A 23,135-nucleotide genomic window follows, 5' to 3' on the forward strand; every position below is an offset into this window, starting at 1 on the left:
ATATCAGACAGAATCCAAAAGGTTAGAACATTTAGAATTAAAATTGATAAAATGAGCCCGATATTGTATCGGGCTCATTTTCTTTTAGATCTGAACAAAATAGCACAAACCAAAAACAAGTAAACTTTTATCCAAGATCGATTGAAATTGGCATTTTGTTCATCTGCTATCCTCAGAAATTAGAACTGAGACGGCTATTTTGTTTGTCCTGTGACGGAATGTTTTAAAAATTACCCCATTTTAAACCTAACATAAACTCCAGTTTTTATCCAGAAATTCATCTTCTCCAGGCTCCTCAGTCTTATAAGCAATGGCTTCCGGAATAGAGTTCTTAAGTATGTTGACATGTACAATGGTATTTTCCTTAATGCTGTCAAGCTGTCTCAAAACCTCCTCGAGTTCGTCAAGACTGCTGACTTCAAAACCTTTACCTCCAAATACATCAACGAGCTTCGCATATTTCCAACGGTGCATTTCGTTGTAATCATAAACATCGTTTAAATCAGGAACGCTATATTCTACCTTGTCTGCACCACGAAACGGATTTGGATTAACAAGCATTTGTTCAATACCATAAATACCATTATCTAAAACAAAAACAATAGTGTCGTGTTTCAGTTTATTCTGTGTAGATATGGCCTGACAGGTTTCCTGAAAAGCACCATCCCCAACAAATACTACAGGCCTTTTATCAGGTCTGGCACATTTTATTCCTGTTGCCGCAGGAACAGAATAGCCTATCGAAAGCCACGATGCTTGCGCTATGAATCCGTTAGGTTCTGCAATACGGATGCCTTGAGCACCCAACAGAGGAAAACCCGCATCGGCAACCACTATGTGTCTCTCGTCTATAAAATTATTGATTCGCTTAAAAAATGTATCATAAGTAAGCACCGGTTTCCCTTTTTTTATTATCCTGTCATCAGCTACAAAAAACGATTCAGGTAACTTCTTCGCATCATACATTTCGTAAGCACTAAATTTAACTTTAGTAAGTTCGTCTTTCAGGAATAGCATAAAATCTCTTAGCGATACATTGGCCACATAAGAAGCACCAATCCTTACACCGCTGTGATTGGCAAGTACAGTATCTTCTTTCCAGACATCAAACCCTCCCAGATTTTTGCCGGTGGTCCATACGCCAAGGCCAATTTTTAACTGCGCTTTTTCGAATTGTTGCTTGACATCTTTTGGCGATGCCTTGCCATTAAAAACACCTTTAAACTTAGGATGGTTTTCGGATACGATTGATTTCCCGAGTATAGAGGTCACAAATTCAGTATCGGTACTTTCGATCAGGTCCAGGAATTCCTTTTGAATACCGTAGCGCTGGATTTCAATACCGCCCCAGAAAATAATTTCTTTTCCTCTTGCCATTGCAGCTACTCTTTGAGCGGCCTTGCGCGCACTTGTTTGACACTTAGACGCCTCTCTTTCTGCCAATGGAGTGACAGGCGGATTGCATTCCATTCGCCATATATCTTCAAAAACTTCAAGATAAACCGGTCTTCCATATAAAATACAGGCATTTAAAACTGCATCAATTTTATAAGGAGCATCTGATGAACCTGTGACTTGTTCTGCCGCAACGGTAACGTTTCGGAACACATTGATGTTACTGTACATATCACCCGTCATATGTGATGCCAACATGCCCTGAACGAGACTTCGTTGCTGGTCTTTGTTGGTCGGAGCTCCATTAATGACAAGCACGGGACAGTGCTCTACATAAGAACCTGCAACTGAATTGAGTAGTGTAAATGCTCCCACGCCATACGTTACCGCTACTGCAGCGAAACCGTTTAGGCGTGCGTAGGCATCAGTGCAATGCCCGGCGTTTATTTCATTGGTGTCGTTAACGATTTTAATTTTTGCATTTTTGTCTTCATGAATCGTATTTAAAAACGGCGCAGTATAATTGCCTGCAATTCCAAATAAATGCGTGAGCCCTAATTGTTCCAGTCGTATTTGCAGGTATTTTGCAACGGAGATTTTTTTCTGTGACATCTTAAATTGGGTTATTCAGGTTACCAGTATTTTCATTGACTTCGAGTGCAGTGCGAATTCCGGACTCGATGGCACCTTCGATCCAGGCATGTTTCAGAGAAGTATGCTCTCCCGCAAAATGTGCTTTTCCATTCCATTCAGTTGAGATGATATGACGCTGCAATAATTGTAACTGGCCGGGATTAAATATTGCCGCTTCACCATAAGCATACGGGTCGCGCATCCAGCTTTGTGTTGCGGCACCAATCAATTTTCCCGCTTTGTTTTTCCGGTCCTTAATGCTTGAGGTAATTACAGCAAGGTTGATAATGCGCTGCTGTTCCTTCTCGTCATCGGAGTGCATGATGGCGAGGTTTTTAAGCGCATAAAAATACCTGTCGTCGTCGTCCATAGAATCCCAACGGCTTGCTTCGTCAGACCAGCAATAAGACGCCAGCACGACACCATGTCCTTTACTCCCCAAATCATTGCTCGGATAATAGGTAAAACGATTTGAAAAATCAGTAATCGTACCGCCGCCAACAATATTATAAGGCGCTTCCTGCCACCATTTCTCACGAAATTCGAGCAATATTTTAGTAGCAGAATCGTAGTGCAGTTCGCGGATTGCTTTTCGTTTATGCTGCTTAAATTGTGGTGTTACGTACACATGTCGTAATGCCGAAAAGGGTATGGTGACAATCACTTCATTAAATTCCAAATCACCGACCGGCGTTTTTAATGCTTTGAACCCTGCGTCTTCATAAAACTGAAAGTCACGTTGCACTTCAATATCCACTTCTATCTTTACCTTGTCGTTAATGAGTGTCATTTTGGTCATCCTACAGTCAAAATAGGTATTTTCTTCGAGACTATGCGCTTTAAAGAACGCATTTGGCAGTACGTCGCTTCCGCCAACAATCTCTACAAACCGGGTAGAATCCTTGATGATATTTTGCTCAATAAAACTCTGGATAAAATCATAGGCCATCCTGGACTCCAGATTTTGCATGACCCCAATCATCTCGATGGCATTCTCTGAATACATCGAATTTTCCTTTAAGAAACGACGCATCGAATATTCTCCGTAGCGCTCGATTAACAAAGGCCAGTTTTTCTTAGGATCTTCTTTAATAAAATCCTTAAGCGGATTAATGAGATTAGCCATTAACTGGTCGGCACGCATGTTTTCGCTGCTACCGAGATGAAAGTCCAGTAGTTTGTTGACATCGACAGTCGTAGTTGTATTTTTTGGGATATATTCATTTTGAACAACACGTTTGCGGTTAACGTAGAAAAGGGAATTTCTGGTCACCTCCGGCTCCGGTTTAGTGGGGTCTGCCTGATGTGCAATTGCCTGCTCCTTATCGACAGACAGATAATAAAAAGGCTCGGTTTTGAGCCCGAGTTTATCAATGTATTTGAGCACCATATGGTGTATGGTTGGGATGCGCATCGCACCGGCTTCGCCATACACACTGTCGTCTTCAAAATATTTTTTGCTTTTAGAATTCCTGAAAGTCTTGATTCTGCCGCCAACACGTGTGTTTGATTCGACTATCGTAACATTATGGCCAGCCTGTTTTAACAGAGCTGCAGCTACCATTCCCGCCATTCCGGCACCAATGATTAATACGTCTTTTGGTTTATTCGTACGCGGGATTCCGTTGTCAATGTACTTTAAGTATTGCTGGACAATATGGTCGTCGTCTTCGTCGAGTAAGCCGTGTAAATAGTTTTCCATGATCAGGTGGTTTAGTTTATTGGTTTATTCTTTTAGCGAATGAAATTCTTTAACAAATAAAGTCAGTAAAATCGGAATTTTTAAGCGTAATTCTACCTGTTTTTATATTGTAGCATACGGTATTTTTAATTTTTACAGATCAAAAGCACTTTTTTTATGGCAGCAATCCTATTTTATTGTTTTACTCCATTTAAAATTGTAATCCAAAGGCGATACAATCAAAGATGGCTAACCTTCATTTGTATGATTAGGAGATCGTCTTTCTGCTATAACTATTTCAGAAACAAAGTTTATTAGTGGACTTTCTGGTTTGTTTGAAGAATAATAGTTAACTTACTATGTCTGTGCATGAATTTGAAAACTGCATATTTTTTTTAGAAAAAGCATGGGTTTTCTCCAGACCAGCTTTCTTAAAAAAAATAACATATAGGTCAGAAAAAATATTGTGAAATTCAAAAGGCCATAGGAAAACCGAACAATTGCAGTAAAAGCTAAAAAAATTGAATGATGGAAATAAATGTAATTGATCTATTAGGAAAATGGAATTTAGTTTCCTTTAAAATGGCTTTTGGTTCTATAAAGTGGAACTGGGGTAGAAATGCAAAGGGAGCAATTACTTATGAACCAAATGGAAAAATGTCTGTTGAAATCAGAGCGGAGAAATCTGCATTTCCTTATATCAGTAATTTAATTTTTAATAATATTCTTTCTTATAGTGGAAGGTACAGGATTCACGATAATCTGGTTATTCATAGTATTGAGTATTCTTCTCAAGAATCCTGGATTGGCACAGATTTAATCCGGGAGATTGAAGTGCTTAACAAGAAGACATTGGTTCTGCGAGGTCGTAGTAAAGTTTTTAGTGTTATCCTTTCGTGGACAAAACCTTAATCAGAGGAATTTGTCTGCCTTGAGTAAATATCATAAAGAAACAAGTTTAAAAAATGTACTTGTTTTTATATCGTAACATCTGTAGCCTGCAAGCGCTCCAGTTCAATTTGAGCAAGATAAAAACTATAAGTAGCAGTTATTAAATCTGATTCTGCAGTTCTTAAGGCATCTTCTGTAATATTGAGCTCTATTCTTGTTGAGGTTCCATTTCTATACTGTTTTTCTGTAATTTGATAGCTCTTTGTTGCAGCTTCTACTACCATTAATTGTTTTTTTACGCTCGTCGATGATTCCGTAATAAGAGCAATAACATCTGCTATATCTGACGCTAATAGTTTTTTAGCAACCTGTATTCTTAAGGTAGCTTGAGTATTTTCATATTTTGCTGTCTGTACTTTTGATTTTATGGCATTACCCAGCATTATTGGAATATTCATTTTTATTCCAATGTAAGATGTATTTGGATACAGAGATTTGTCATACTCTAAACTATTTGCTTGTGTTTGAATAGTATATTGTCCAACTGCCTTGATGGTAGGGAAGGCATATCGTTTTGCCATTTCTACATTTTTTGCCGTCATATCCTCATTAAACTGCAAAATTTTAATACCAGGCTTATTTATAGCCGCATCATTATAGATTTGCTCAGCATCTGGAATTATGGGAAGTTCAGTATTGGTATATCTTAAAGTATCGGTAAGTATGATATCCTGTTTTAAATGGGCTCCCATTAATAAATTTAAACGTGATTTACCGGATGTTAAAGTATTTTGCAGTTTTAGTATATCCGGTTCAATTCGGTAGTAGGATGCAAAGGCGCTCAAAGTGTCGGCTTCAGAAATTTTGCCTTTAGAAAAAAGAAAGCGGGCATCTTCTAATATTTTACGATTTCTTGTCAGGCTTTTATTCTGTAATTGTATCTTTTTTTCCAGAATGACAACTCTTAGGTAAACCTGTTCCACTTCTGTCCGCAGATCAATTTTACTGGCATTATATTTTAATTGGCTTTGTTTTTCCTCAAGCAGATTAATTTCGTGTCTTTTGTATTCTGGAAGATTTAATATTGGCATCTCCATTAGTAAGTCTGCATTAGACTGATCTTTTCCGGAAGGACGTGAATAGCCGACTAAATTGGATCCTGCAATAGTATTAAAAGCAGCTGGTTGTTGAAAATAATGATTGGTCTGAGTGTTAATTTCTACTCTTGGTAATAACGTGCTTTTTTCAAAAATTGTGTTTTGCTGAGCAATACCAATAGCAATAGAATCTACTTTTAGTTTTCGATTGTGTTGAATTGCAATTGCAATAGTTTCCTCAAGAGAAATCTCTTTTTGCGCTAATAGCGATTGCGTTCCAAATAAAATAAACGCGGCTACTATCAAAAATAAAAGTCTGAAAGTAAACTGGTAAAACTTTTGTGTGCTGTAATGTTTCATAACTTTTTGTGGTTACTCTAATTAATTTTTATAGATATGCTAGAAAATAAAGCCTGAAAAGTATCAGGCTTTACTCAGGAGACTAATTAGATGGCTGTCCAAAATCCATCATTCTTAGCACTTGGGATATATTCTTCAGCAAAAATATTGGGTTGATAGCCTTCTGCTTCAAACAGGTATCCTATAGATTCATCCACAAGCGTTTTTAACTGCTCCTGATCAATCCCTAAAAGTTTTCCTGCCGATTTTAAGATGCGTCCCCCAACCATTACTGTGTCTACATTACTTCTATCAGCAGCATGTACTACAGCTCCTATAGCATTTAATGCAGGATAAATATTGATGTCGTCTGTACGTAATAAAACGATATCTGCTTCTTTACCTGGTTTTAAACTACCAGTTTTGTCTCCTAATCCAGCTACAATAGCTCCGTTTATGGTGGCAGATTCAAGGATATCCTTAACACTCATATGATGTAGTGAACTTTTATCACCATTATATCTGCGATTTTGTCCAAAAGCACGCTGTAATGAAAAAGCAACACGCATTTCGGTAAACATATCACCGCCATAAGCGCTTTCAAGATCAGTTCCAATTGCTGGTTTTAATCCGTTTTGTATAGCTCTGTCATAAGGGAATACACCTTCCTCCAATGCATATTGTGCATCAGAACGCGGATCAATAATTACCTTAACTCCAGATTCACTAATTATTTGCCAGGCTTCGTCTGTTAGTCCTGTAACATGATTAAAGATATTGTCTGGTCCCAGCAAGCCTTCTTTTTGAAATGATGGTAATAATGCAGACATTTCGGCTCCAAGCATTTCAGTTATAATTGGCAGATTCAATTTTCTCGCAACACTCCAATTGTCTCTGTCGGGTTGAGAAAACATAGCCAATTGAACCAATTGGTCTTTTGATTGAAAACGTTCTTTCTGTAGGCGTTCCAAATCTTCTGGCCAATGGTTTTCCCAATCCCCCGCCAGAGGTTTTCCCGGAGCATACAAAGCTCTAATTCCTGAATCTTCCAAAGCATCAATAGAAAATTCACTATGAGCTGCTGTTCGGGCATTGTGCGAAGCATCAATTACAGTTGTAACTCCGGAATCAATACAACTTATCATATTTAATAGTGTACCGGTGTACATATCCTTTGGGCGATAGTGTCTTGCAAAAGCAAAGTGAATATCACTTACATAATCGGTTAAATTCTCTACATTAGGCATTAATCTTCTTAAAGAACCTTGCCAGGCATGTCTATGGGCATCAATAAGTCCGGGAATAGCAATCATTCCTGTAGCATTAATAATTGTAGCACCCTCGGCTTCCAGATTGTGACCAATAGCCTCGATTTTACTATCTGTAATCAATATATCCCCTTTAACGAAATTTCCGACAGCATCATCCATGCTAATAATTGTAGCTCCTTTTATTAATATTTGGCTATCACTACTATTTGTGATACTATTGTTTTTTATTCTTTTCATTTTATTTAATGTTATTGTTATTTTATTAATTAAGCGGTTTTTAATATTGCCATTTTTGTTGATTTTTTGCGCTCAATACTAATTCTGATCAGAGTCATAATTATGGCGACACACCCAAAGAAAAGTGCCACATAAGGCAATTCATTAACACCATAAGCTGCAATTACAGCTCCTCCCGTCAGTGTTCCAATCGTAATTCCGAAATTTGCAAATGAGGCTGCCATTCCATTGGAAAATTCCAAAGCACCAGGCGCAGCAGAGCTGATAGAAGAGGTCGCGATTAAAAATCCGGGAGCATAAGCCACTCCCCACAAGGTGATTAATGGGACAATCCAAAAGATTGAGATGCCGGACAGGTACAAAAAGATTGGTATAATAATATTACAAGCTGCAATAAATCCTATTGTTGTTGCAGGGATATTTCTGCTTAACACCTTTCCAGCCAGCCAGGTTCCTGCCAAACCTGCAATACCAAAGAGAAACATGAAATAGCTAATGGAAATTGCGTTAATCTTCTTTACATCATAAAGGTATCCGGCAAAATAGCTATAAAGTGAAAATTCTGCCGCAAACATAAATAGTATCATTAAAAGACTAAGTATTACAGATGGATTTTTAAGGATTTTTACCTGACTTCCAATTGTGGGCTTGACTTTTACAGGCATTGCAGGCATTACGCGATATACACATAGTAATGCCAGGAGACATATGACAGATTGGAAAACAAATGAATACTGCCACGTGAATAGGGAAGCTAAATAAGTTGCCAATGGTATGGTACTTACCGTTGCGATGCTAACACCGCTTAAAGCAATGGCCATCATTTTGTGCTGATCTTTTTCCTGGGCTACATTAATAACTGCTGCAATTGCTGCCGCATAATAAACAGAATGTAAAAATGCAGGTAATATTCTAATGGCTAGCAAAAGCCAAAATGGCGGTGAAAAGCTTGAAACAACAGAGGCTATCAAAAACAGGGTTAAACTTGCCATCATCACTTTTTTTCTATCGAAGCCAGAAGATAATAAGCTCATAAAAGGACCGGCAACAGCGACAACAAATGCAAAAGCACTCATTAGAATTCCCGCTTGATCCATTGTGATTTGATAATGTGCTGCTATCTGAGGCATGATACCAATTACAGCAAATTCTGCAGTAAGGATCCCAATAACTCCCAAACAACTGGCATAGGCTATTTTTTTCATTTTATTTTTATTTAATTAATTGTGTTTCTGCTAGAATTAGGCATAGGGAATCCGTATCCAAAAAAAATGGATAAATGAATACGCAAGTAATTCACAAAATAAATTGTATACCTACGGGCTAATAAGAGTGATTGATTTTTTTAGTATTGAACTTCTGCTGCGTCCTTATTGACAAATAAGTTCCAAAATTGTTCGGCCACCATATCAGGAGTATGTGTGGTGCTTTCAGCATTCATGTAATTATTTACAGTTAAAGTGCCTACATATATCCCGTCATCCTTCAAACGCTCATTTAGTTGAATTGCCAGATTACGAATACCTGCTTTCCCAATAGAAAGTGATCCATACATTGGATGTGGATAAGAAGAAAGTCCTCCGCCGGTAATTAATACGCTTCCCTTGTTTTTCTTTAAATCTTCGTATAAAAATTTTACGGCATCGAGAGCTCCGCCAACATTTACTTTAAAATCCTCAGATAAGGATTCAGAGGATGCTGTTAAGATATCTTGTTCTTTAAATAGTGCAGCATTGTATAATAATACATCAACACCTCCAAGTTTTTGTTTTAAGTCATTAATAGCAGATTCTAAAGAAATTTTATCGCCGGCATCTGCAGCAAAAAAGTAAGTTGTATAACCTAAGTTAGAAAGTATTGTAGAGAGTTTATTCCCGTTTTCAGCATTGCGACTTATTAGTCCGATTTGATACCCTTGTTCACCAAATTTTTTAGCCACTGAGATACTTAGACCTTTTCCGGCACCAATAATTACGATTGATTTTTTCATGATATTATTTGTTTAAATTTCTTAAGCAAAGTTACATCGGGTTAACCGTTGCTAAATTACACCAAACAAATAAAAGGATGCGAAATTCAATCAAATTCCGCGATAGCCTTTTGGCGTTTCTCCTTCGTTCTTTTTGAAAAAGTTGATAAAGTGTGGTAACTCTTCAAAACCCAAACTCCATGCAATCTCAGATATTGACCACTGTGTATGTTTCAACAGTATTCTTGCCTCCTGCATAATTCGTTCAGAGATTATAGTTGTTGTTGTTTTACCTGTGCTTTCTTTCATTACTTTATTTAAATGGTTTACATGAACAAGTAAGGATTGAGAAAAGTTTACAGGAAAACGCATATTGAGTCTTTGTTTGGTGGATTCTATTGGGAATTGGCGCTCCAATAACTCAGTAAATTGTGAGGAGATTCTTGCTGCACCACTTACAGCTTGTTTTACAATTGCAACCGACTGTATTTTTAATGCTGAATGTATGATCTCGAGAGTTAAATTACTTAAAACGTCATACTTATAATAATAATCAGACTCAATTTCAAGAACCATCTTATTGAAAATAGCATAAAATTGTTCATATTGTTCTTCTGTTAGCGGTACAACAGAATGATTGATATCTTTAAAAACAGGATAATCCTGAAAATACTGTACTGCAGAATTATGAAAAAAATCAGCGGTAAAGATGCTAAATACTCCGGATTGATTGTCGTCCATAGGTTCCCAATGATATGGGGTCTGAGGATTGGCAAAGACAAGAACATAGTCTTTTATATGGGCTATTTTATCGCCATAATAATACTTGTTATGTCCTTTCATCAGGCTTATTTTAAAGAATTCTTTACGTCCAAAAGAAGAACACTTAGACTTTGCTTCTCCAAGATCTTCTAATGGAAATACATTAAAATGCCCTGCCTGTTGTTTTATGTGGTGCGGTACAAGATTATTATAATAATCATAAAATCCGTTGATACTTTGTGAATTTTCCATGATGCAAAGTTATAAAAAACAAATATTATCAATTTCTTTTTTTAATGTTAAAATAGAAGTCGATAACAAAAACTAACCAAATTTTATTAGTTTAACTAAAAAAAATCGGGGTATGGAGTAGTAAATTATTTTTTATCTAAATAAATACATTTAAGTTGTTAACTGTCACTTTTCGAGTTTTTATTTAAAATTAAGAAAGAAGCCAATTGTGTGAATATGGATTAAAAACAGATTATTTTATACTAATGCCATATCTGTTTTCTTAGCAATATTAGTTCAGATTATACTTTTAATATAGAAATAAAAGTCTTTTAATAATATGGAATAGTGAGTAAAATAAGCTGTCTTTAGATTTCAAAAAGTAGTGAACGCACTTTTTTAAGATTTTTGTATTCTTTTAATTATAAGGGTTTATTTATTGTTATATTTGTTTAAGAAATCACAAAAAAATACCATAGCAAATGCAAAAGAATGTTTTAGTTGGCTTGAAGAAGCATGAAAGCAAATTATTAAATATCTGGACCAGACTTTTATTAGAAAAAGGGTCAACTGATGGTGCAACTGAAGAAGAAGAATCAAAAGAATTTACCTCTCTTTTATTAGACGCTCTTTCAAAAGAAAATGCTGAAGATCTTCATTCAAAAGAGTTCGACAAGGTTTATGACTTAATGATGGGTATTTCAAGTTCAAGAGCGAAACGCGGTTTCTCTCCTCGTGAAAATGCACAGTATCTTATTTCATTTAAGGAAGCAGCTTCTCAAATTTTATCAGAAATAGAGAAAGATGCTGCACGCTTATATGATGCAAATCTTCAATTAGGAGCTTTAGTAGATAATATGACCATCATGACGTTTGAAGCGTTTATGAGAGGGCGCGAAGATGTTATTTCAAGACAAATTGATGAGATCAGCGAGATTTCGACCCCGGTTATCAGAGTTTGGGAAGGTGTGGTAGCATTACCTATCATAGGAACATTGGATAGTTCAAGAACTCAGGTGGTAATGGAAAATCTTTTACAACAAATTGTGGATACAGGAAGCTCAATTGCCATACTTGATATTTCAGGCGTACCTGCTGTTGACTCACTTGTAGCACAGCACTTAATCAAAACAGTCAGTGCAACACGACTAATGGGGGCAGAGTGTATCATTAGTGGTATCCGTCCGGAAATTGCACAGACAGTGGTACATTTAGGAATCGATCTTACAGGAATTATTACAAAAACATCTCTTGCCAGCGCTCTTCAGACAGCTTTTGATATGCTTCAGCTTACTGTTGTGAAAAGAAAATAATTAATAAATATGGAAAGAATTCCTATACTTAAGATGGGAGATTTTTTGTTGGTTACGATACAAGTAGATTTGTATGACCAACTGGCAGAAAATCTTGAATCTGATCTAATAAATACTATCAATAAATACAGCTCAAAAGGGGTATTAATTGATATCTCTGCAGTATCAATAATTGACTCTTTTATGGGGCGTATTTTAGGTAACATAGCTGTAATGTCAAAAATTATGGATGCGCAAACAGTAGTAGTGGGTATGCAGCCGGCAGTCGCTATTACACTTGTTGAACTTGGGTTATCATTAAACGGCGTGATCAGTGCTCTTAATGTTGAAAAAGGCATGGATCTTCTTCGCGCAAAAATGTATAATGGCGATAACGACGAGTTTGCAGATGATAACAACGACTACTAAAGAAGAAGTACCAATTATAAAGGAACAGGATGTGGTACCATTGCGTAACCGCGTACGCGATTATGGTATTAAAGTAGGAATGAGTATTCTAAATCAAACCAAATTAATAACAGCAACTAGTGAACTTGTCCGTAATCTATTAAAATATGGCGGTGGCGGTAAAGTAATTGTAGAGGAAGTTAATAATGGGCGTGATTATGGGGTACGAGTAACTTTTATTGACAATGGACCAGGGATTGCAGATATTGATCTTGCTATGAAAGACGGATATAGTACCGGAAAAAGTTTAGGACTGGGATTACCCGGTACCAAAAGACTCGTTAATGAATTTAATATTCACACAGAATTAGGAAACGGAACAACTGTTACCATAATAAAATGGAAAAATGGATAATACTTTTTCCAGTTGCAAAATTGATGACCGTAGCCTTATTGCTTTTATAAAAAGGGAAATTCATAATCTTGCACTTCAAATAGGTTTTACTCCGCATCGCGCTGCTGAAACAGATATTATTGTTGCGGAACTTACCTCAAACATTATTAAATTTCCCGGAAACGGCGAACTTTTATATCGCAGTCATCAAACTGATGGTAAAAAAGAGATCGAGATATATTGTCTCGACAATGGAGCAGGAATTGAGAATGTGTTCAAAATAATGAGTGATGGTTACTCAACTTCTAATACTTTAGGACAGGGTTTGGGAGCTATAAAAAGATTGAGCAATGAATTTCAAATTTACTCCATGAAAGGCTGGGGTACGGTTCAATATATAAAAATTTGTGATCACGCTGATTTTAAGATTGCTCCTGCGGCTCCGGGACTGAATTTTTCTGCTCTTAGCGTAAATTATCCCGGTGAAAGAGTTTGTGGAGACGGTTATCATATTAAATATACGACAAAAGGGTTTCAAATATTTGTTGGGGATGGTTTAGGTCACGGATTAAATGCTCATGGAGCAGTTGAAATGGCGATAAATGCTTTTAAAGAATCCACATCAAATGAAACTACGACAATATTGAGAGAAATTCATGATGCGGTTAAAAAGAGCAGGGGACTTGTCGCTACAGTTGCCTCTGTAGATTATAAGACACAAACCTGGAATATTTGCGGAATTGGTAATATCAATACCCGAATTTACAATGGTCTTGAAAATAAAACCTATACGCCGTATAATGGTATTTTAGGACATAATATTCCAAGAACCCTTAATAGTACAATAGTTCCTTATCAAAAGCATCAAATAATTATCATGCATAGCGACGGCTTGAGAACAAGATGGAATCTTAATGATTTAGTTTCAATTATAAAACAGAATCCCAGCATAATTGCTTCCTCTTTGTTAAAGGACAATATCAGAGGTACGGATGATGCAACTGTTTTAGTCGGGAAAATAAATTAGGCAACATGAAAGAAGTAGTTAGAATAAATTTAGATAATGAAATGGACCTAATACTGGCCCATAAAAGATCTATGAAAATAGCTGAAATGTGCGGAATGCCAACTTCGGCTCAGACCAGATTTTCTACTGCAGTATCTGAAGTTGCGAGATGTTCAATAGCAAACGGAAAAGATTCTGTTCTTACGCTGGGTATCAATGTGATCAAAGCGACACAAAAAGAGATTGTTGCTATACTTACAGATTCGGTAGACTTAAAAAGATGCAATCCGGAAGCTTTTAAATATGCAGCAAAAATTTCAGGTAATATTGAATACAGCTTTGCAGATAATTATTCCATCACAACTTTAAGTCATCAGGTTACTTCACCCGGACTTTTATCAGATACAAAAATAAAAACACTTGCGGATTATTTTAAATACGAACCACCCGTTTCACCATATGATGAAATAAGAAAAAAAAATATTGAGCTTATTGCACTTTCTGAAAAATTGGGTGAAAGTGAAAATAGGTACAGGCAATTAGCCAATACTATTCCGGTACTGATTTGCATTGTAAATGACCGAAACAATATTTTACTGGCGAACGATTCGCTGAAACAAATTTTGGAAGCAGTATTTCTTAATTTTGATAAAAGAGAGATAAGTTCATTTATTCATCCTGATGATATTGATGTTATCATTGAGAATTGGAATAAGGTCAAGAAAAACCGATCGCAGTTTTCCGGTGAAGCAAGAATTAAAAAAGGTTCATCATACATATGGCATTTGATATCAATTGTTCCTAATTCTACAGAGGATGGAACTTTTAATAACTGGCTTATTTATTTTGTAGATATCAATGCCCAAAAAACGGTTGAAGAAACGCTTAAAAATAACTCGGAGCTGAAACTGATACAAAGTGAATTAGAAAATGCAAATTCTAAATTGGTATTCAAAAATAAAGAATTACAGCAATTTGCTTATATCGCTTCTCATGATTTGCAAGAACCTCTGCGTAAAATAATGATTATGTTGTCCCGGGCCGGAGAACATTTTTCAGAACAACAGAAGACAGAATATTATTTTGATAAAATGACCAGTGCGGCAGGACGAATGTCCAGCTTAATTGCTGATGTTTTAAATTATTCACGCGTAGATAATAGGGAATTAAAATTCACTGAAGTAGATCTTGATGAAATCGTCACGGAAACCATGAGCGATTTAAGTCTGATAATTGAGGAGAAAAATGCAATTGTAAACGTTGGCAAATTACCTGTTGTCTCAGGCTTGAATGTTCAGCTTAGGCAGCTTTTTTTCAATTTAATAAACAACGGACTAAAATTTAATAGTACACAGCCTATTGTAACTATTACATCTGGTGATGCTGCACACTCCGCTATTTCTATAGATACTTTCAGTCCCGAAGGCAAGTATCACATAATTACTATCGCAGATAATGGAATTGGTATGGATAGTGAATATTCTGGTCGTATTTTTGACATGTTCCAGCGTTTACATCAGCGTGATCAATATGGTGGTAATGGGATAGGTCTTGCACTGTGCAAAAGAATTATAGAAAACCACAATGGTATTATCAATTTTACCAGCCAGCCAGGTAAAGGGACTACATTTTTTATCTATCTTCCTAAATAATAGTTGTTTTCAATTAAATGCGGTTTAAAATTTGGCCGAGAAACAAGAACGTGCTAAAATATGTACTTTCAGTTCTTTAATACCAACAAAAACCCGACAGATTTTTATAGCCTGTCGGGTTTTATTTTTAAACAATATACTTTATTTATTCAGCCGCTACAATGTTTACGGCGTTTAAGGCTACTTCATTAAGGAGGCAATCTGCTTCTTTTTCTTCTGCCAGTGTTTGGGTTAAGAATTTGGCTGCATCGTTTTCTCCAAGTGTTTTGGCAAAAGCTACCAGTGTTCCGTAAGTAGCAATTTCGTAGTGTTCAATTTTTTGCGATGCGGCTATAATTCCTGCATCTCTTACAGCGCCGGGTTCTGTTTCCTCCAGAATGCTGTCTCCTTCCTTTAAAAGTCCCGCCATTGCTTCACATTTTTTTCCTTCTGCTTTTTCCCCCAAAAGATCAAAGACATTTTCCAGACGTGCCACTTGGTTCAGGGTTACGGCATGGTGTTCTTTAATAGTTGATGCGAGAGCTGCAGAGGTAGCATTGGCGGCCATTTTTGGCAAAGCACTCACCAGGGCATTTTCTGCCCAGTAAATATCTTTTAGACTGTCAATAAACAATTCCTTAAGTTCTTTTGCTGCACCGCTTACGGGTTGTACAATAGTTTGTTTGCTGCCTTTTACAGTAGTTTTTGTATCGTTTTGTTTTTCTGAATTTTTCATAAAAAATAGATTTTAGTTGTTTGTTAATTGTATAGGTTGGTTTCTCTTTCCCAGAATCGGTGCTTGCCCATTGCGGAGATAAATTCCTGCGCAAATTCTGCACTTGCAACCTCACTGGTAATGATAAGACCCTGATCTTCATTGGTGATTTTAGAGGCAAATGGTGCAGCATTCAACACGGCAGAAGCAGCTCCGTCGGCTCCTATTACCTTGCAGTGTTTATAAGCATCATTTAAAAACTCATTGACATCATCGCTGTCGGTAAGTACACTCAGGCCTAATCCGTCCGGAATATAAACAGCATCAAAAAGTACAGATGATTCGGTAAGAAAACTGAAATCTACATGAATCTCCCCATCAGCATCTGTCAGTATCGATCCAAGATGAGGGGCAATAATACAGCCTTTGGCATCTTGTTTTAATAAAGCACTTTTGATATTCATGACGGCGGCTTCAGAAACTCCGTCTGCTGCTATAATAGCCACTTTTCTCGAGGCAATTGTAGAGGAGTTGGTTGGGTTTTTAAGCATCGTTAACGCATTAGAAGAATCCACAGATGATTTTATTGTTTTTGGTTCCTGATTTCCATTTTCATTTTCAGGAGATACACCATGATTTAAAGGTGTTTCCAAAACAGGAGGAACTGTAGCGCCAAGGCCGATAGCTACTTTTTCAGCTAAATCCCTGTCTACCTGAGATAAGAGGCCAAGCATTCTGACGCGTATAGCGGTAGTTTCTACCTTACCCAATTCAAAACGCAATGCTTTGATGATATGGCTTTTTTCTGTTGATGTCTGACTGTTGAAGAATAATTTAGCCTGTCCGAAATGATCTGAAAAACTTTCACTTCTTTCCCTTACTTTATGAGCATCAATACGTTCTTCAAAACTTGAAAATCCACCTTCGGCAATTTTAGCCTGATATGGACATCCGCCTCCCAGAGAATTGGGATGATAACTTACACGGCCTGTGTTTATTTCCTGGCGCATGTGTCCGTCGCGTTGATTATTGTGTACAGGAGCTACACTTCTGTTAATTGGAATTTCGTGGAAATTTGGACTTCCCAGTCTGGATAATTGCGTATCAGTATAAGAGAATAAACGTCCTTGTAATAAAGGATCATTAGAAAAATCTATTCCGGGAACAACGTGTCCGGGGTGAAAAGCAATCTGCTCTGTTTCTGCAAAGAAGTTATCCGGATTTCTGTTGAGCACCATTCGCCCCACAATAGTGACTGGCACAAGTTCTTCGGGAACCAGTTTGGTAGGATCAAGCAAATCAAACTCATATTTGTTTTCGTCTGCTGAAGGTATGATCTGCACACCTAATTCCCATTCCGGAAAATTCCCCATTTCGATTGCTTCCCACAAATCCTGTCTGTGAAAATCAGGGTTTTTACCCGAAATTTTTTGCGCTTCATCCCAAGCGACCGCATGCGTTCCCAATTTAGGTTTCCAGTGAAATTTCACAAAAGTGGATTCGCCTGCTTGATTGATTAATCTAAAAGTGTGTACCCCAAAACCTTCCATCATACGATAGCTTCTCGGTATAGAGCGGTCTGACATTACCCACATAATCATGTGCATAGATTCCGGCATAAGGGATATAAAATCCCAAAAAGTATCGTGTGCTGATGCGGCTTGCGGAATTTCATTGTGGGGTTCTGGTTTTACGGCATGGATCAGATCCGGAAACTTGGAGGCATCCTGAATAAAAAACACAGGGATATTATTACCCACTAAGTCGTAAATGCCTTCCTGAGTATAGAATTTAACAGAGAAACCGCGAACATCACGTGCTAAATCTGTAGATCCACGTGATCCTGCAACGGTAGAAAACCTTGTAAAAACAGGTGTCTTCAGTCCTTTTTCCTGTAGAAAACCTGCTTTTGTCAATTCGGGAATTGGGTTGGTGACCTCAAAAAAGCCATGAGCTCCAGAGCCTCTTGCGTGTACAATACGTTCCGGAATTCTTTCATGGTCGAAATGTGTAATCTTTTCGCGAAGAATAAAATCCTCTAATAAAGAGGGGCCTCTTTCACCTGCCTTTAAAGAATTATTATCATCGTTAATTCTAACGCCCTGGTCAGTTGTTAAAAACTTGTTAGTACCGTCAGATTTGTTGATAGACAGATCTCTCTGCTTTTCATCTTGTAAATTTTCCATATTGTGAAGTGTTATTGGTTACAAATAAAGCCTGAATCAGAAGTTGATCATCTAACTTCTGTAAAAAAGAAGATAAATTCTTAGTTGTGTTTTTCAAGCAATTTCAAATGTACCTATTGAATATGTGATGAAGTTACATGATTATAATTCCTACATTACACAATTATCATTAAGTGGAGTTTCTTAATAAACAGCTAGTTATGTTTAGTTCACGATTTCTTAAATCAAATCAAATAATAATATAATAAAGCGGCGCAATCTTGTAAATTATTTACATATCGTCATATTACTTTTAAATTATTAAAATTGAAATGAAAATTTAATTAACCCTTAAGTATCAAAAATATGTTTAAGAAAGGTCAAAATGTACAGCAGGAATTTGGTAATCAGGTGATGAAAATAATTGATTTCGAACCGGATTTAATAGAAAACGTCATTACCCAGTGGGAAGATGAACAAGGTACAATTGTTACCGGGAAATTTATGGAGTCACAGCTTTTACCGGCAGACAACTGAGTGATAAAATTAAATATTTTTATACTTTAATATATAGTATACCAAAAAAAATTAAAACTGATTCACAACCCCAAAATATCCCGATGTTTTTGCCAAACAGTTGTACCATCATTGTAACGGCGCAGCAGCTGTACAATCGCATGCTAAAACCGAATAAAAATTTTTTTAAAACGAATGAATCATGCATACCATCTCACCTTGGGCAGCAACTGTGCATGCCGATTTAGAAAACAACTCCGCAATTTGGGAAAAGGATTTTCAAAACTATATTTTTCAGGTCTATAATACAGGCGATTCTTTATGGATCGTGGTCAATTGGCCGGATAAAGGAAAAATCGCTTTTCGGGCCGCTTTCGGTATGAACAGTTGTTTTGAAGTAACCAATTTATTTGATGATGGTGAAGTACTTATAATTGCTTTAGAAACAAGACTGGGTAAGTACAGTACTTCTATTTCATTTCCTAAATCTGATAGTACTTTACTGCATTATACAACAACTTTTAAGGCCAACCTTCCTTTGGTAATTCCGTTTTGGCCGAGGGATATTATTCCTTTAACACAGAGTGGAAATATTGAAAATTCACATGGACATATTCATGTGAACCAGGAAGGCTCCCGTTCAGGAATTGTTTTTGCGAGCATGACCAAACCAAAAACGGGCTCTATTTTCTATTTCCAGGATCTTGGTTCTCTCAGCGACTATTGTCAGGTGACTGAAACTTCACTGGATGATAGTGTGGGAGGAAGCTGGCCTGAAATTGGTTTCCAGTTACCGGTTGCGCAAAACAATCCATTGCCTTCGGATAAGTTGTATATAATTTCGGATGCTTATGTTTTATTTTCCGAAAAAATTATAGAAAATGAAATTCAGGAAACACTTCAATTTTTAAACCATTTAGCAGAAGTTTACTGTGTATTACCACATCCTGAAGTGATCTATCATAATTGGCCGGAAATTACCCAAAGATGCCTTGAAGATCTCCAACAAAACAAAGGCTGCTGGACCCAGACAAAAGGCACACCGTATCTCAATGCCTATATGTGCGATTACGATACGCCCGCAGAGGTTATGGTGCAGCTGGCTGTTTTGATGCCGCTTAATGAATTAAAGGACTGGTACGGCGAAACGCCTCCGGTTTATGATGATCTGCTTGATGGTCTTGATGCTTTTTATGATCCAAAAGTAAAAACTATAAACCGCTGGCTTCCTGAATTAAGTCAGAAACTCGACAATTCCGAGATACAAAAGCAGGAAATGGTCATGGATGCCTGGTATCTGCATCATCCGCTTATGAATCTTGCCCGACTTGCTTTGAAAGGGGAAAAGAAAGCAGAAGAACTGCTTTTAAAATCGGTAGAATTCGCCATCAAAGTCGCCCATCATTTTGATTACCAGTGGCCGGTATTTTATAAGATGGATACCCTGGAAGTAATAAGAAAAGAGACTGCGCCTGGAAAAGGAGGAGAAAAAGATGTGCCCGGATCCTATGCGCATCTGATGTTGCTGCTGTTTCATCTAACCAACGATAAACGTTATTTGAATGAGGCTGAGAAAGCCGTGAAAAAACTAACCGGACGAGGATTTGATATTTTTTATCAGGCTAATAATACAGCTTTCTCTGCCGGGGCTTTACTGGAATTATACAAGATTACCGGCAAGCAGGAATATCTGGATTTGAGTTATGCCTGTATTGCAGGGCTGTTCAAAAATATGCAGATATGGGACTGCCAATACGGATATGGAAAAAATTACCCGAATTACTTTTCTGTTTTCCCTCTTAATGATGCACCATACACAGCAGCATATGAGGAAATGGAAGTATATGCAGGGCTTTCAGAGTATTTGATACAGTCTTCCTCAATAGATCTGCTTCCTTCTCTTAAAATTTTAATACCGGAATTTTTAAAATTTGCCATAAGCAGGTTCCCGTATTATTATCCTCCAAAACTTCCGCAGGAAATGATATCAGAGGAAGTAAAAACAGGTGAGATAGGTAAAGAATTGTGGATTCCGCTGGAAGACCTGTATAATGGATGGAAAAAAAGCGGACAGGTAGGACAGGAGGTATATGGCGCCGGAGTAGGTTTTGGGGTCCTGACAAGACAATACCATAAAGTAAAAGGAGAAGAGTTTTTATTTTTTACCGATTACCCGGTCACCGGATGCAAAAAAGTAAAAAATAGTATTACGCTGACCGTTTTAGGTTGTGCTGATTTTGAATGCAATTTCAGTATTCTTTTTTCAGGGAACGATAAAAAAGACATCGAAGTATCGTATCAAAAGAATTTTATACTACCGGTAAAAAACACTGCCCGCGCAATGCATTACAAGATTCCGGGAAACAGCACCATTAAAATAAAATGGTAAGTAAAAGAATGCTAAAGAAAAAGATGAATTAAATCCATTTAATTTTGCGAAAGATACCAAAGCGATGGCAGCATCTTTGTTAAAAGCATCAAAGTAAATTTTGAATTAATGAAATGCAGGGTGAACAGAGCTGTAATTGAAACCTGTTTAGGCAAGAATATAGTATTGTTAATAATGGAGTTATGTTTATAATACGAAATAACTCTTAAAAAGTAAGTGTTTTGTATGTTTAATTGTATAAGATAAAGTATGAATATTGTAACCGACTGTAAATCAGTATTGGTACATTTGAATAAGTATGAATTAAAATCTAAATTATGAAAACACAATTTACAACAAAAATAGCACTATTGATTATGTTGGCAGGATTGGCTTTTTCATGTAAAAAAAATGAAAATGTACCTGCAAAGAATTACGATAATAAAGCTGATACCTCCGCCACAACAGTAGATACCGTTTGAACTATGGAGGATACAATAAACAGCAGCAGAAATGGCACCACTGGGGCGACCGGTGAAGGCTCAACAGGATCAGGCGCCGAAGGAACTACCCAAAAGGGCAATACTTCTGTCAGAACAGATTCAACAAGCAGTGCCAAAAGCACCAAGGGTAAATAATTTTGCCCTGGTAGGTTGATTATTTAATGTTTTTTACTGCCTGTAGCGCCTGATATCGCTACAGGCTTTTTTGTATTGAAACCCGGTAAAAACATTTTAAAAACCTAAATTTAATCCTGCGTTAGAAAAATTGCCTATTAAACTTCAAAAAAGTACAAGCGTCATAAGAATTTTTTGGCAAGTGTTGAGCCAAGTAATATTAACGAATTGCCAAATTGACATCATGACTCTGAAGTTCTGATGTATTTACAAGACCAAATGAGATTCACTATTAAAAATAAAAGTTATGAAAGCACTGCTGATAGGAGCCACGGGCTCAACTGGAAAATTTCTCTTAAATGAGCTCATACAAGATGATGATTATACTTCGGTAACTATTTTTGTAAGACGTCCAACAGGAAGAACTCACCCCAAGTTGTCTGAACACGTTGTTGACTTTTCTAATTTGAGTCAATACAGTGAACATATCACGGGTGATGTTCTGTTTTCTTGTTTAGGAACTACTCTGAAAGAAGCTGGTTCGAAGGAAAAACAGTGGGAGATCGATTTTGAAATTCCGGCCACATTTGCCGCAATTGCAAGACAAAACCGAGTAAATTCAATTGTTTTGGTTTCTTCATCTGATGCGTCGCCAAAAAGCAGAATCTTCTATTCAAGAATGAAAGGAGAACTGGAGACAGCGATTGCAGAACTTGATTTTGGGCAGTATATAATATTTAGGCCCGGACCTCTTCTGCGCGAAGGAAGTGACAGGACCGGAGAGAAAATACTGGTCAAAACATTAGGCTTTTTCAACGGAATCGGATTGCTGAAAAATTACAAACCTCTGCCGACAGAAGTACTGGCTATGAAGTTGGCCAAAGCACCCTGGAAATTACCGCAGGGAACTTCAGTTTTAAAACTTCAGGAAATTGCTGCGTTTTAAAATGGAAGTAATACAAAAAGAGTATACAAACATTACTTTGATTGATATTTGATAAACTGGATAAAAATATGGACGAGTTAATAGCGCAATTTGAAATGAATTTAAAAGCACATCTTGAAAGGACATTTGCAGCTTCCGCTGAGCAGGATTTGTTCTGCTATTTTCCGATACAGAAATTAACAGTCCAGTATTTACTTGGTGCTTAGATTATGTGGTACAAACTAAGTAAGAATCTGAACAAAATATTACAAACCAAAAACAAGCAAATTTTTGGACTACTTTTGAATTTTTCACATTAGTAGTACATATGAGTTTGTGAATTTCGTAAAACATTATTTTCAATATTATTTTTTTATTAAAAAAGTAAGATTGAAAGAAAAAGCTTAGAATTGTTTTCATGTTATTAATGTCTAAATTCAATGTTGTCAGAAAGTTAACAAAAAGTTTCGAAAAAAGATTATAAATAAACGGAAAAAAGTATTGTAAATACTGATAAACCAACTACTTTTGCACCCGCTTTGAGAAACAAGCGAAATTAAAAAAGAAGACACGTTCGTAGACATATTGAATT

Annotated in this window: 21 protein-coding genes; 12 read left to right on the forward strand and 9 right to left on the reverse strand. The window is 36.8% G+C overall.

Features of this window, described 5'->3' with window-relative positions; all coding sequences use genetic code 11:
- Positions 1-246 precede the first annotated feature (246 nt).
- Both ACQY44_RS23055 and ACQY44_RS23060 read right to left on the reverse strand, forming a co-directional pair.
- Entirely contained in the window at positions 247-2,007 is a 1,761-nt protein-coding gene (locus ACQY44_RS23055) for an alpha-keto acid decarboxylase family protein (RefSeq protein WP_428232626.1), read from the reverse strand.
- Between the two features lies 1 nt (position 2,008).
- The gene (locus tag ACQY44_RS23060; RefSeq protein WP_428232627.1) at positions 2,009-3,730 is read right to left on the reverse strand and encodes a flavin monoamine oxidase family protein; all 1,722 of its coding nucleotides are present in this window, start codon (positions 3,728-3,730) and stop codon (positions 2,009-2,011) included.
- Between the two features lie 504 nt (positions 3,731-4,234).
- On the opposite strand from ACQY44_RS23060, the gene ACQY44_RS23065 reads away from it, so the two are divergent.
- Positions 4,235-4,621 carry a lipocalin-like domain-containing protein gene (locus ACQY44_RS23065; RefSeq protein ID WP_428232628.1) on the forward strand — a complete coding sequence of 129 codons (387 nt, stop codon included), beginning with the start codon at positions 4,235-4,237 and terminating at the stop codon, positions 4,619-4,621.
- A 65-nt stretch (positions 4,622-4,686) separates the two neighbouring features.
- Here ACQY44_RS23065 and ACQY44_RS23070 read toward each other — a convergent pair whose 3' ends face one another.
- The 5 genes from ACQY44_RS23070 to ACQY44_RS23090 all read right to left on the reverse strand — a co-directional run bounded on the left by ACQY44_RS23070 (position 4,687) and on the right by ACQY44_RS23090 (position 10,527).
- On the reverse strand, positions 4,687-6,057 hold the full coding sequence (locus ACQY44_RS23070) for a TolC family protein (protein WP_428232629.1): 1,371 nt from the start codon (positions 6,055-6,057) through the stop codon (positions 4,687-4,689).
- Between the two features lie 86 nt (positions 6,058-6,143).
- Positions 6,144-7,544: an amidohydrolase family protein gene (locus ACQY44_RS23075; RefSeq protein WP_428232630.1), complete on the reverse strand. Its 1,401-nt coding sequence runs from the start codon at positions 7,542-7,544 to the stop codon at positions 6,144-6,146.
- A gap of 29 nt (positions 7,545-7,573) precedes the next feature.
- Positions 7,574-8,749 carry an MFS transporter gene (locus tag ACQY44_RS23080; protein WP_428232631.1) on the reverse strand — a complete coding sequence of 392 codons (1,176 nt, stop codon included), beginning with the start codon at positions 8,747-8,749 and terminating at the stop codon, positions 7,574-7,576.
- A 140-nt stretch (positions 8,750-8,889) separates the two neighbouring features.
- Positions 8,890-9,534: an SDR family NAD(P)-dependent oxidoreductase gene (locus ACQY44_RS23085; protein ID WP_428232632.1), complete on the reverse strand. Its 645-nt coding sequence runs from the start codon at positions 9,532-9,534 to the stop codon at positions 8,890-8,892.
- A 90-nt stretch (positions 9,535-9,624) separates the two neighbouring features.
- Positions 9,625-10,527, reverse strand: coding sequence for a helix-turn-helix domain-containing protein (locus tag ACQY44_RS23090; RefSeq protein WP_428232633.1), 903 nt, complete (start codon positions 10,525-10,527; stop codon positions 9,625-9,627).
- A 461-nt stretch (positions 10,528-10,988) separates the two neighbouring features.
- Between ACQY44_RS23090 and ACQY44_RS23095 the strand changes: the two genes are divergently transcribed.
- From ACQY44_RS23095 to ACQY44_RS23115, 5 genes are read left to right on the forward strand one after another with little or no spacing between them, the layout of a single operon-like run.
- Positions 10,989-11,819, forward strand: coding sequence for an STAS domain-containing protein (locus ACQY44_RS23095; protein WP_428232634.1), 831 nt, complete (start codon positions 10,989-10,991; stop codon positions 11,817-11,819).
- Positions 11,820-11,828: 9 nt separating this feature from the next.
- A complete protein-coding gene (locus tag ACQY44_RS23100; protein WP_428232635.1) occupies positions 11,829-12,227 on the forward strand; it encodes an STAS domain-containing protein in 399 nt (132 codons plus the stop codon).
- Positions 12,208-12,621, forward strand: coding sequence for an anti-sigma regulatory factor (locus ACQY44_RS23105; RefSeq protein WP_428232636.1), 414 nt, complete (start codon positions 12,208-12,210; stop codon positions 12,619-12,621). Before ACQY44_RS23100 ends, ACQY44_RS23105 begins: the two co-directional genes overlap by 20 nt.
- Entirely contained in the window at positions 12,614-13,627 is a 1,014-nt protein-coding gene (locus tag ACQY44_RS23110; protein ID WP_428232637.1) for a SpoIIE family protein phosphatase, read from the forward strand. The genes ACQY44_RS23105 and ACQY44_RS23110 overlap by 8 nt, the downstream gene beginning before the upstream one ends.
- 5 nt (positions 13,628-13,632) lie before the next feature.
- Positions 13,633-15,258, forward strand: coding sequence for a sensor histidine kinase (locus tag ACQY44_RS23115; protein ID WP_428232638.1), 1,626 nt, complete (start codon positions 13,633-13,635; stop codon positions 15,256-15,258).
- Between the two features lie 145 nt (positions 15,259-15,403).
- On the opposite strand, the gene ACQY44_RS23120 is transcribed toward ACQY44_RS23115, so the two are convergent.
- Positions 15,404-15,973 carry a ferritin-like domain-containing protein gene (locus tag ACQY44_RS23120; RefSeq protein WP_428232639.1) on the reverse strand — a complete coding sequence of 190 codons (570 nt, stop codon included), beginning with the start codon at positions 15,971-15,973 and terminating at the stop codon, positions 15,404-15,406.
- Positions 15,974-15,996: 23 nt separating this feature from the next.
- Positions 15,997-18,138: a catalase gene (locus ACQY44_RS23125; protein WP_428232640.1), complete on the reverse strand. Its 2,142-nt coding sequence runs from the start codon at positions 18,136-18,138 to the stop codon at positions 15,997-15,999.
- 345 nt (positions 18,139-18,483) lie between these two features.
- Here ACQY44_RS23125 and ACQY44_RS23130 point away from each other — a divergent pair, with 345 nt between their 5' ends.
- The 6 genes from ACQY44_RS23130 to ACQY44_RS23155 all read left to right on the forward strand — a co-directional run bounded on the left by ACQY44_RS23130 (position 18,484) and on the right by ACQY44_RS23155 (position 22,770).
- Positions 18,484-18,654: a hypothetical protein gene (locus ACQY44_RS23130; protein ID WP_428232641.1), complete on the forward strand. Its 171-nt coding sequence runs from the start codon at positions 18,484-18,486 to the stop codon at positions 18,652-18,654.
- Positions 18,655-18,835: 181 nt separating this feature from the next.
- Positions 18,836-21,022 (forward strand): hypothetical protein, encoded by a 2,187-nt coding sequence (locus ACQY44_RS23135; protein WP_428232642.1) that lies wholly within the window; start codon positions 18,836-18,838, stop codon positions 21,020-21,022.
- Between the two features lie 317 nt (positions 21,023-21,339).
- The gene (locus tag ACQY44_RS23140; RefSeq protein WP_428232643.1) at positions 21,340-21,483 is read left to right on the forward strand and encodes a hypothetical protein; all 144 of its coding nucleotides are present in this window, start codon (positions 21,340-21,342) and stop codon (positions 21,481-21,483) included.
- Between the two features lie 3 nt (positions 21,484-21,486).
- A complete protein-coding gene (locus ACQY44_RS23145) occupies positions 21,487-21,639 on the forward strand; it encodes a hypothetical protein (RefSeq protein ID WP_428232644.1) in 153 nt (50 codons plus the stop codon).
- 286 nt (positions 21,640-21,925) lie between these two features.
- Positions 21,926-22,564, forward strand: a complete 639-nt coding sequence (locus tag ACQY44_RS23150) for an NAD(P)H-binding protein (protein WP_428232645.1) — start codon at positions 21,926-21,928, stop codon at positions 22,562-22,564.
- Between the two features lie 68 nt (positions 22,565-22,632).
- Positions 22,633-22,770: a hypothetical protein gene (locus ACQY44_RS23155; RefSeq protein ID WP_428232646.1), complete on the forward strand. Its 138-nt coding sequence runs from the start codon at positions 22,633-22,635 to the stop codon at positions 22,768-22,770.
- Positions 22,771-23,135 lie beyond the last annotated feature (365 nt).

This window comes from Flavobacterium sp. (assembly GCF_965277525.1).
Taxonomy (GTDB): Bacteria; Bacteroidota; Bacteroidia; order Flavobacteriales; family Flavobacteriaceae; genus Flavobacterium.

What these genes read in the sequence shown, in the direction of transcription:
- ACQY44_RS23100 (WP_428232635.1), top strand. Translation starts at nt 11,829, where the DNA reads ATGGAAAGAATTCCTATACTTAAGATGGGAGATTTTTTGTTGGTTACG.
- ACQY44_RS23075 (WP_428232630.1), bottom strand. Translation starts at nt 7,544, where the DNA reads ATGAAAAGAATAAAAAACAATAGTATCACAAATAGTAGTGATAGCCAA.
- ACQY44_RS23060 (WP_428232627.1), bottom strand. Translation starts at nt 3,730, where the DNA reads ATGGAAAACTATTTACACGGCTTACTCGACGAAGACGACGACCATATT.
- ACQY44_RS23070 (WP_428232629.1), bottom strand. Translation starts at nt 6,057, where the DNA reads ATGAAACATTACAGCACACAAAAGTTTTACCAGTTTACTTTCAGACTT.
- ACQY44_RS23150 (WP_428232645.1), top strand. Translation starts at nt 21,926, where the DNA reads ATGAAAGCACTGCTGATAGGAGCCACGGGCTCAACTGGAAAATTTCTC.
- ACQY44_RS23145 (WP_428232644.1), top strand. Translation starts at nt 21,487, where the DNA reads ATGGAGGATACAATAAACAGCAGCAGAAATGGCACCACTGGGGCGACC.
- ACQY44_RS23155 (WP_428232646.1), top strand. Translation starts at nt 22,633, where the DNA reads ATGGACGAGTTAATAGCGCAATTTGAAATGAATTTAAAAGCACATCTT.
- ACQY44_RS23105 (WP_428232636.1), top strand. Translation starts at nt 12,208, where the DNA reads ATGATAACAACGACTACTAAAGAAGAAGTACCAATTATAAAGGAACAG.
- ACQY44_RS23130 (WP_428232641.1), top strand. Translation starts at nt 18,484, where the DNA reads ATGTTTAAGAAAGGTCAAAATGTACAGCAGGAATTTGGTAATCAGGTG.
- ACQY44_RS23065 (WP_428232628.1), top strand. Translation starts at nt 4,235, where the DNA reads ATGATGGAAATAAATGTAATTGATCTATTAGGAAAATGGAATTTAGTT.
- ACQY44_RS23085 (WP_428232632.1), bottom strand. Translation starts at nt 9,534, where the DNA reads ATGAAAAAATCAATCGTAATTATTGGTGCCGGAAAAGGTCTAAGTATC.
- ACQY44_RS23120 (WP_428232639.1), bottom strand. Translation starts at nt 15,973, where the DNA reads ATGAAAAATTCAGAAAAACAAAACGATACAAAAACTACTGTAAAAGGC.
- ACQY44_RS23055 (WP_428232626.1), bottom strand. Translation starts at nt 2,007, where the DNA reads ATGTCACAGAAAAAAATCTCCGTTGCAAAATACCTGCAAATACGACTG.
- ACQY44_RS23140 (WP_428232643.1), top strand. Translation starts at nt 21,340, where the DNA reads ATGAAAACACAATTTACAACAAAAATAGCACTATTGATTATGTTGGCA.
- ACQY44_RS23110 (WP_428232637.1), top strand. Translation starts at nt 12,614, where the DNA reads ATGGATAATACTTTTTCCAGTTGCAAAATTGATGACCGTAGCCTTATT.
- ACQY44_RS23115 (WP_428232638.1), top strand. Translation starts at nt 13,633, where the DNA reads ATGAAAGAAGTAGTTAGAATAAATTTAGATAATGAAATGGACCTAATA.
- ACQY44_RS23125 (WP_428232640.1), bottom strand. Translation starts at nt 18,138, where the DNA reads ATGGAAAATTTACAAGATGAAAAGCAGAGAGATCTGTCTATCAACAAA.
- ACQY44_RS23080 (WP_428232631.1), bottom strand. Translation starts at nt 8,749, where the DNA reads ATGAAAAAAATAGCCTATGCCAGTTGTTTGGGAGTTATTGGGATCCTT.
- ACQY44_RS23090 (WP_428232633.1), bottom strand. Translation starts at nt 10,527, where the DNA reads ATGGAAAATTCACAAAGTATCAACGGATTTTATGATTATTATAATAAT.
- ACQY44_RS23135 (WP_428232642.1), top strand. Translation starts at nt 18,836, where the DNA reads ATGCATACCATCTCACCTTGGGCAGCAACTGTGCATGCCGATTTAGAA.
- ACQY44_RS23095 (WP_428232634.1), top strand. Translation starts at nt 10,989, where the DNA reads ATGCAAAAGAATGTTTTAGTTGGCTTGAAGAAGCATGAAAGCAAATTA.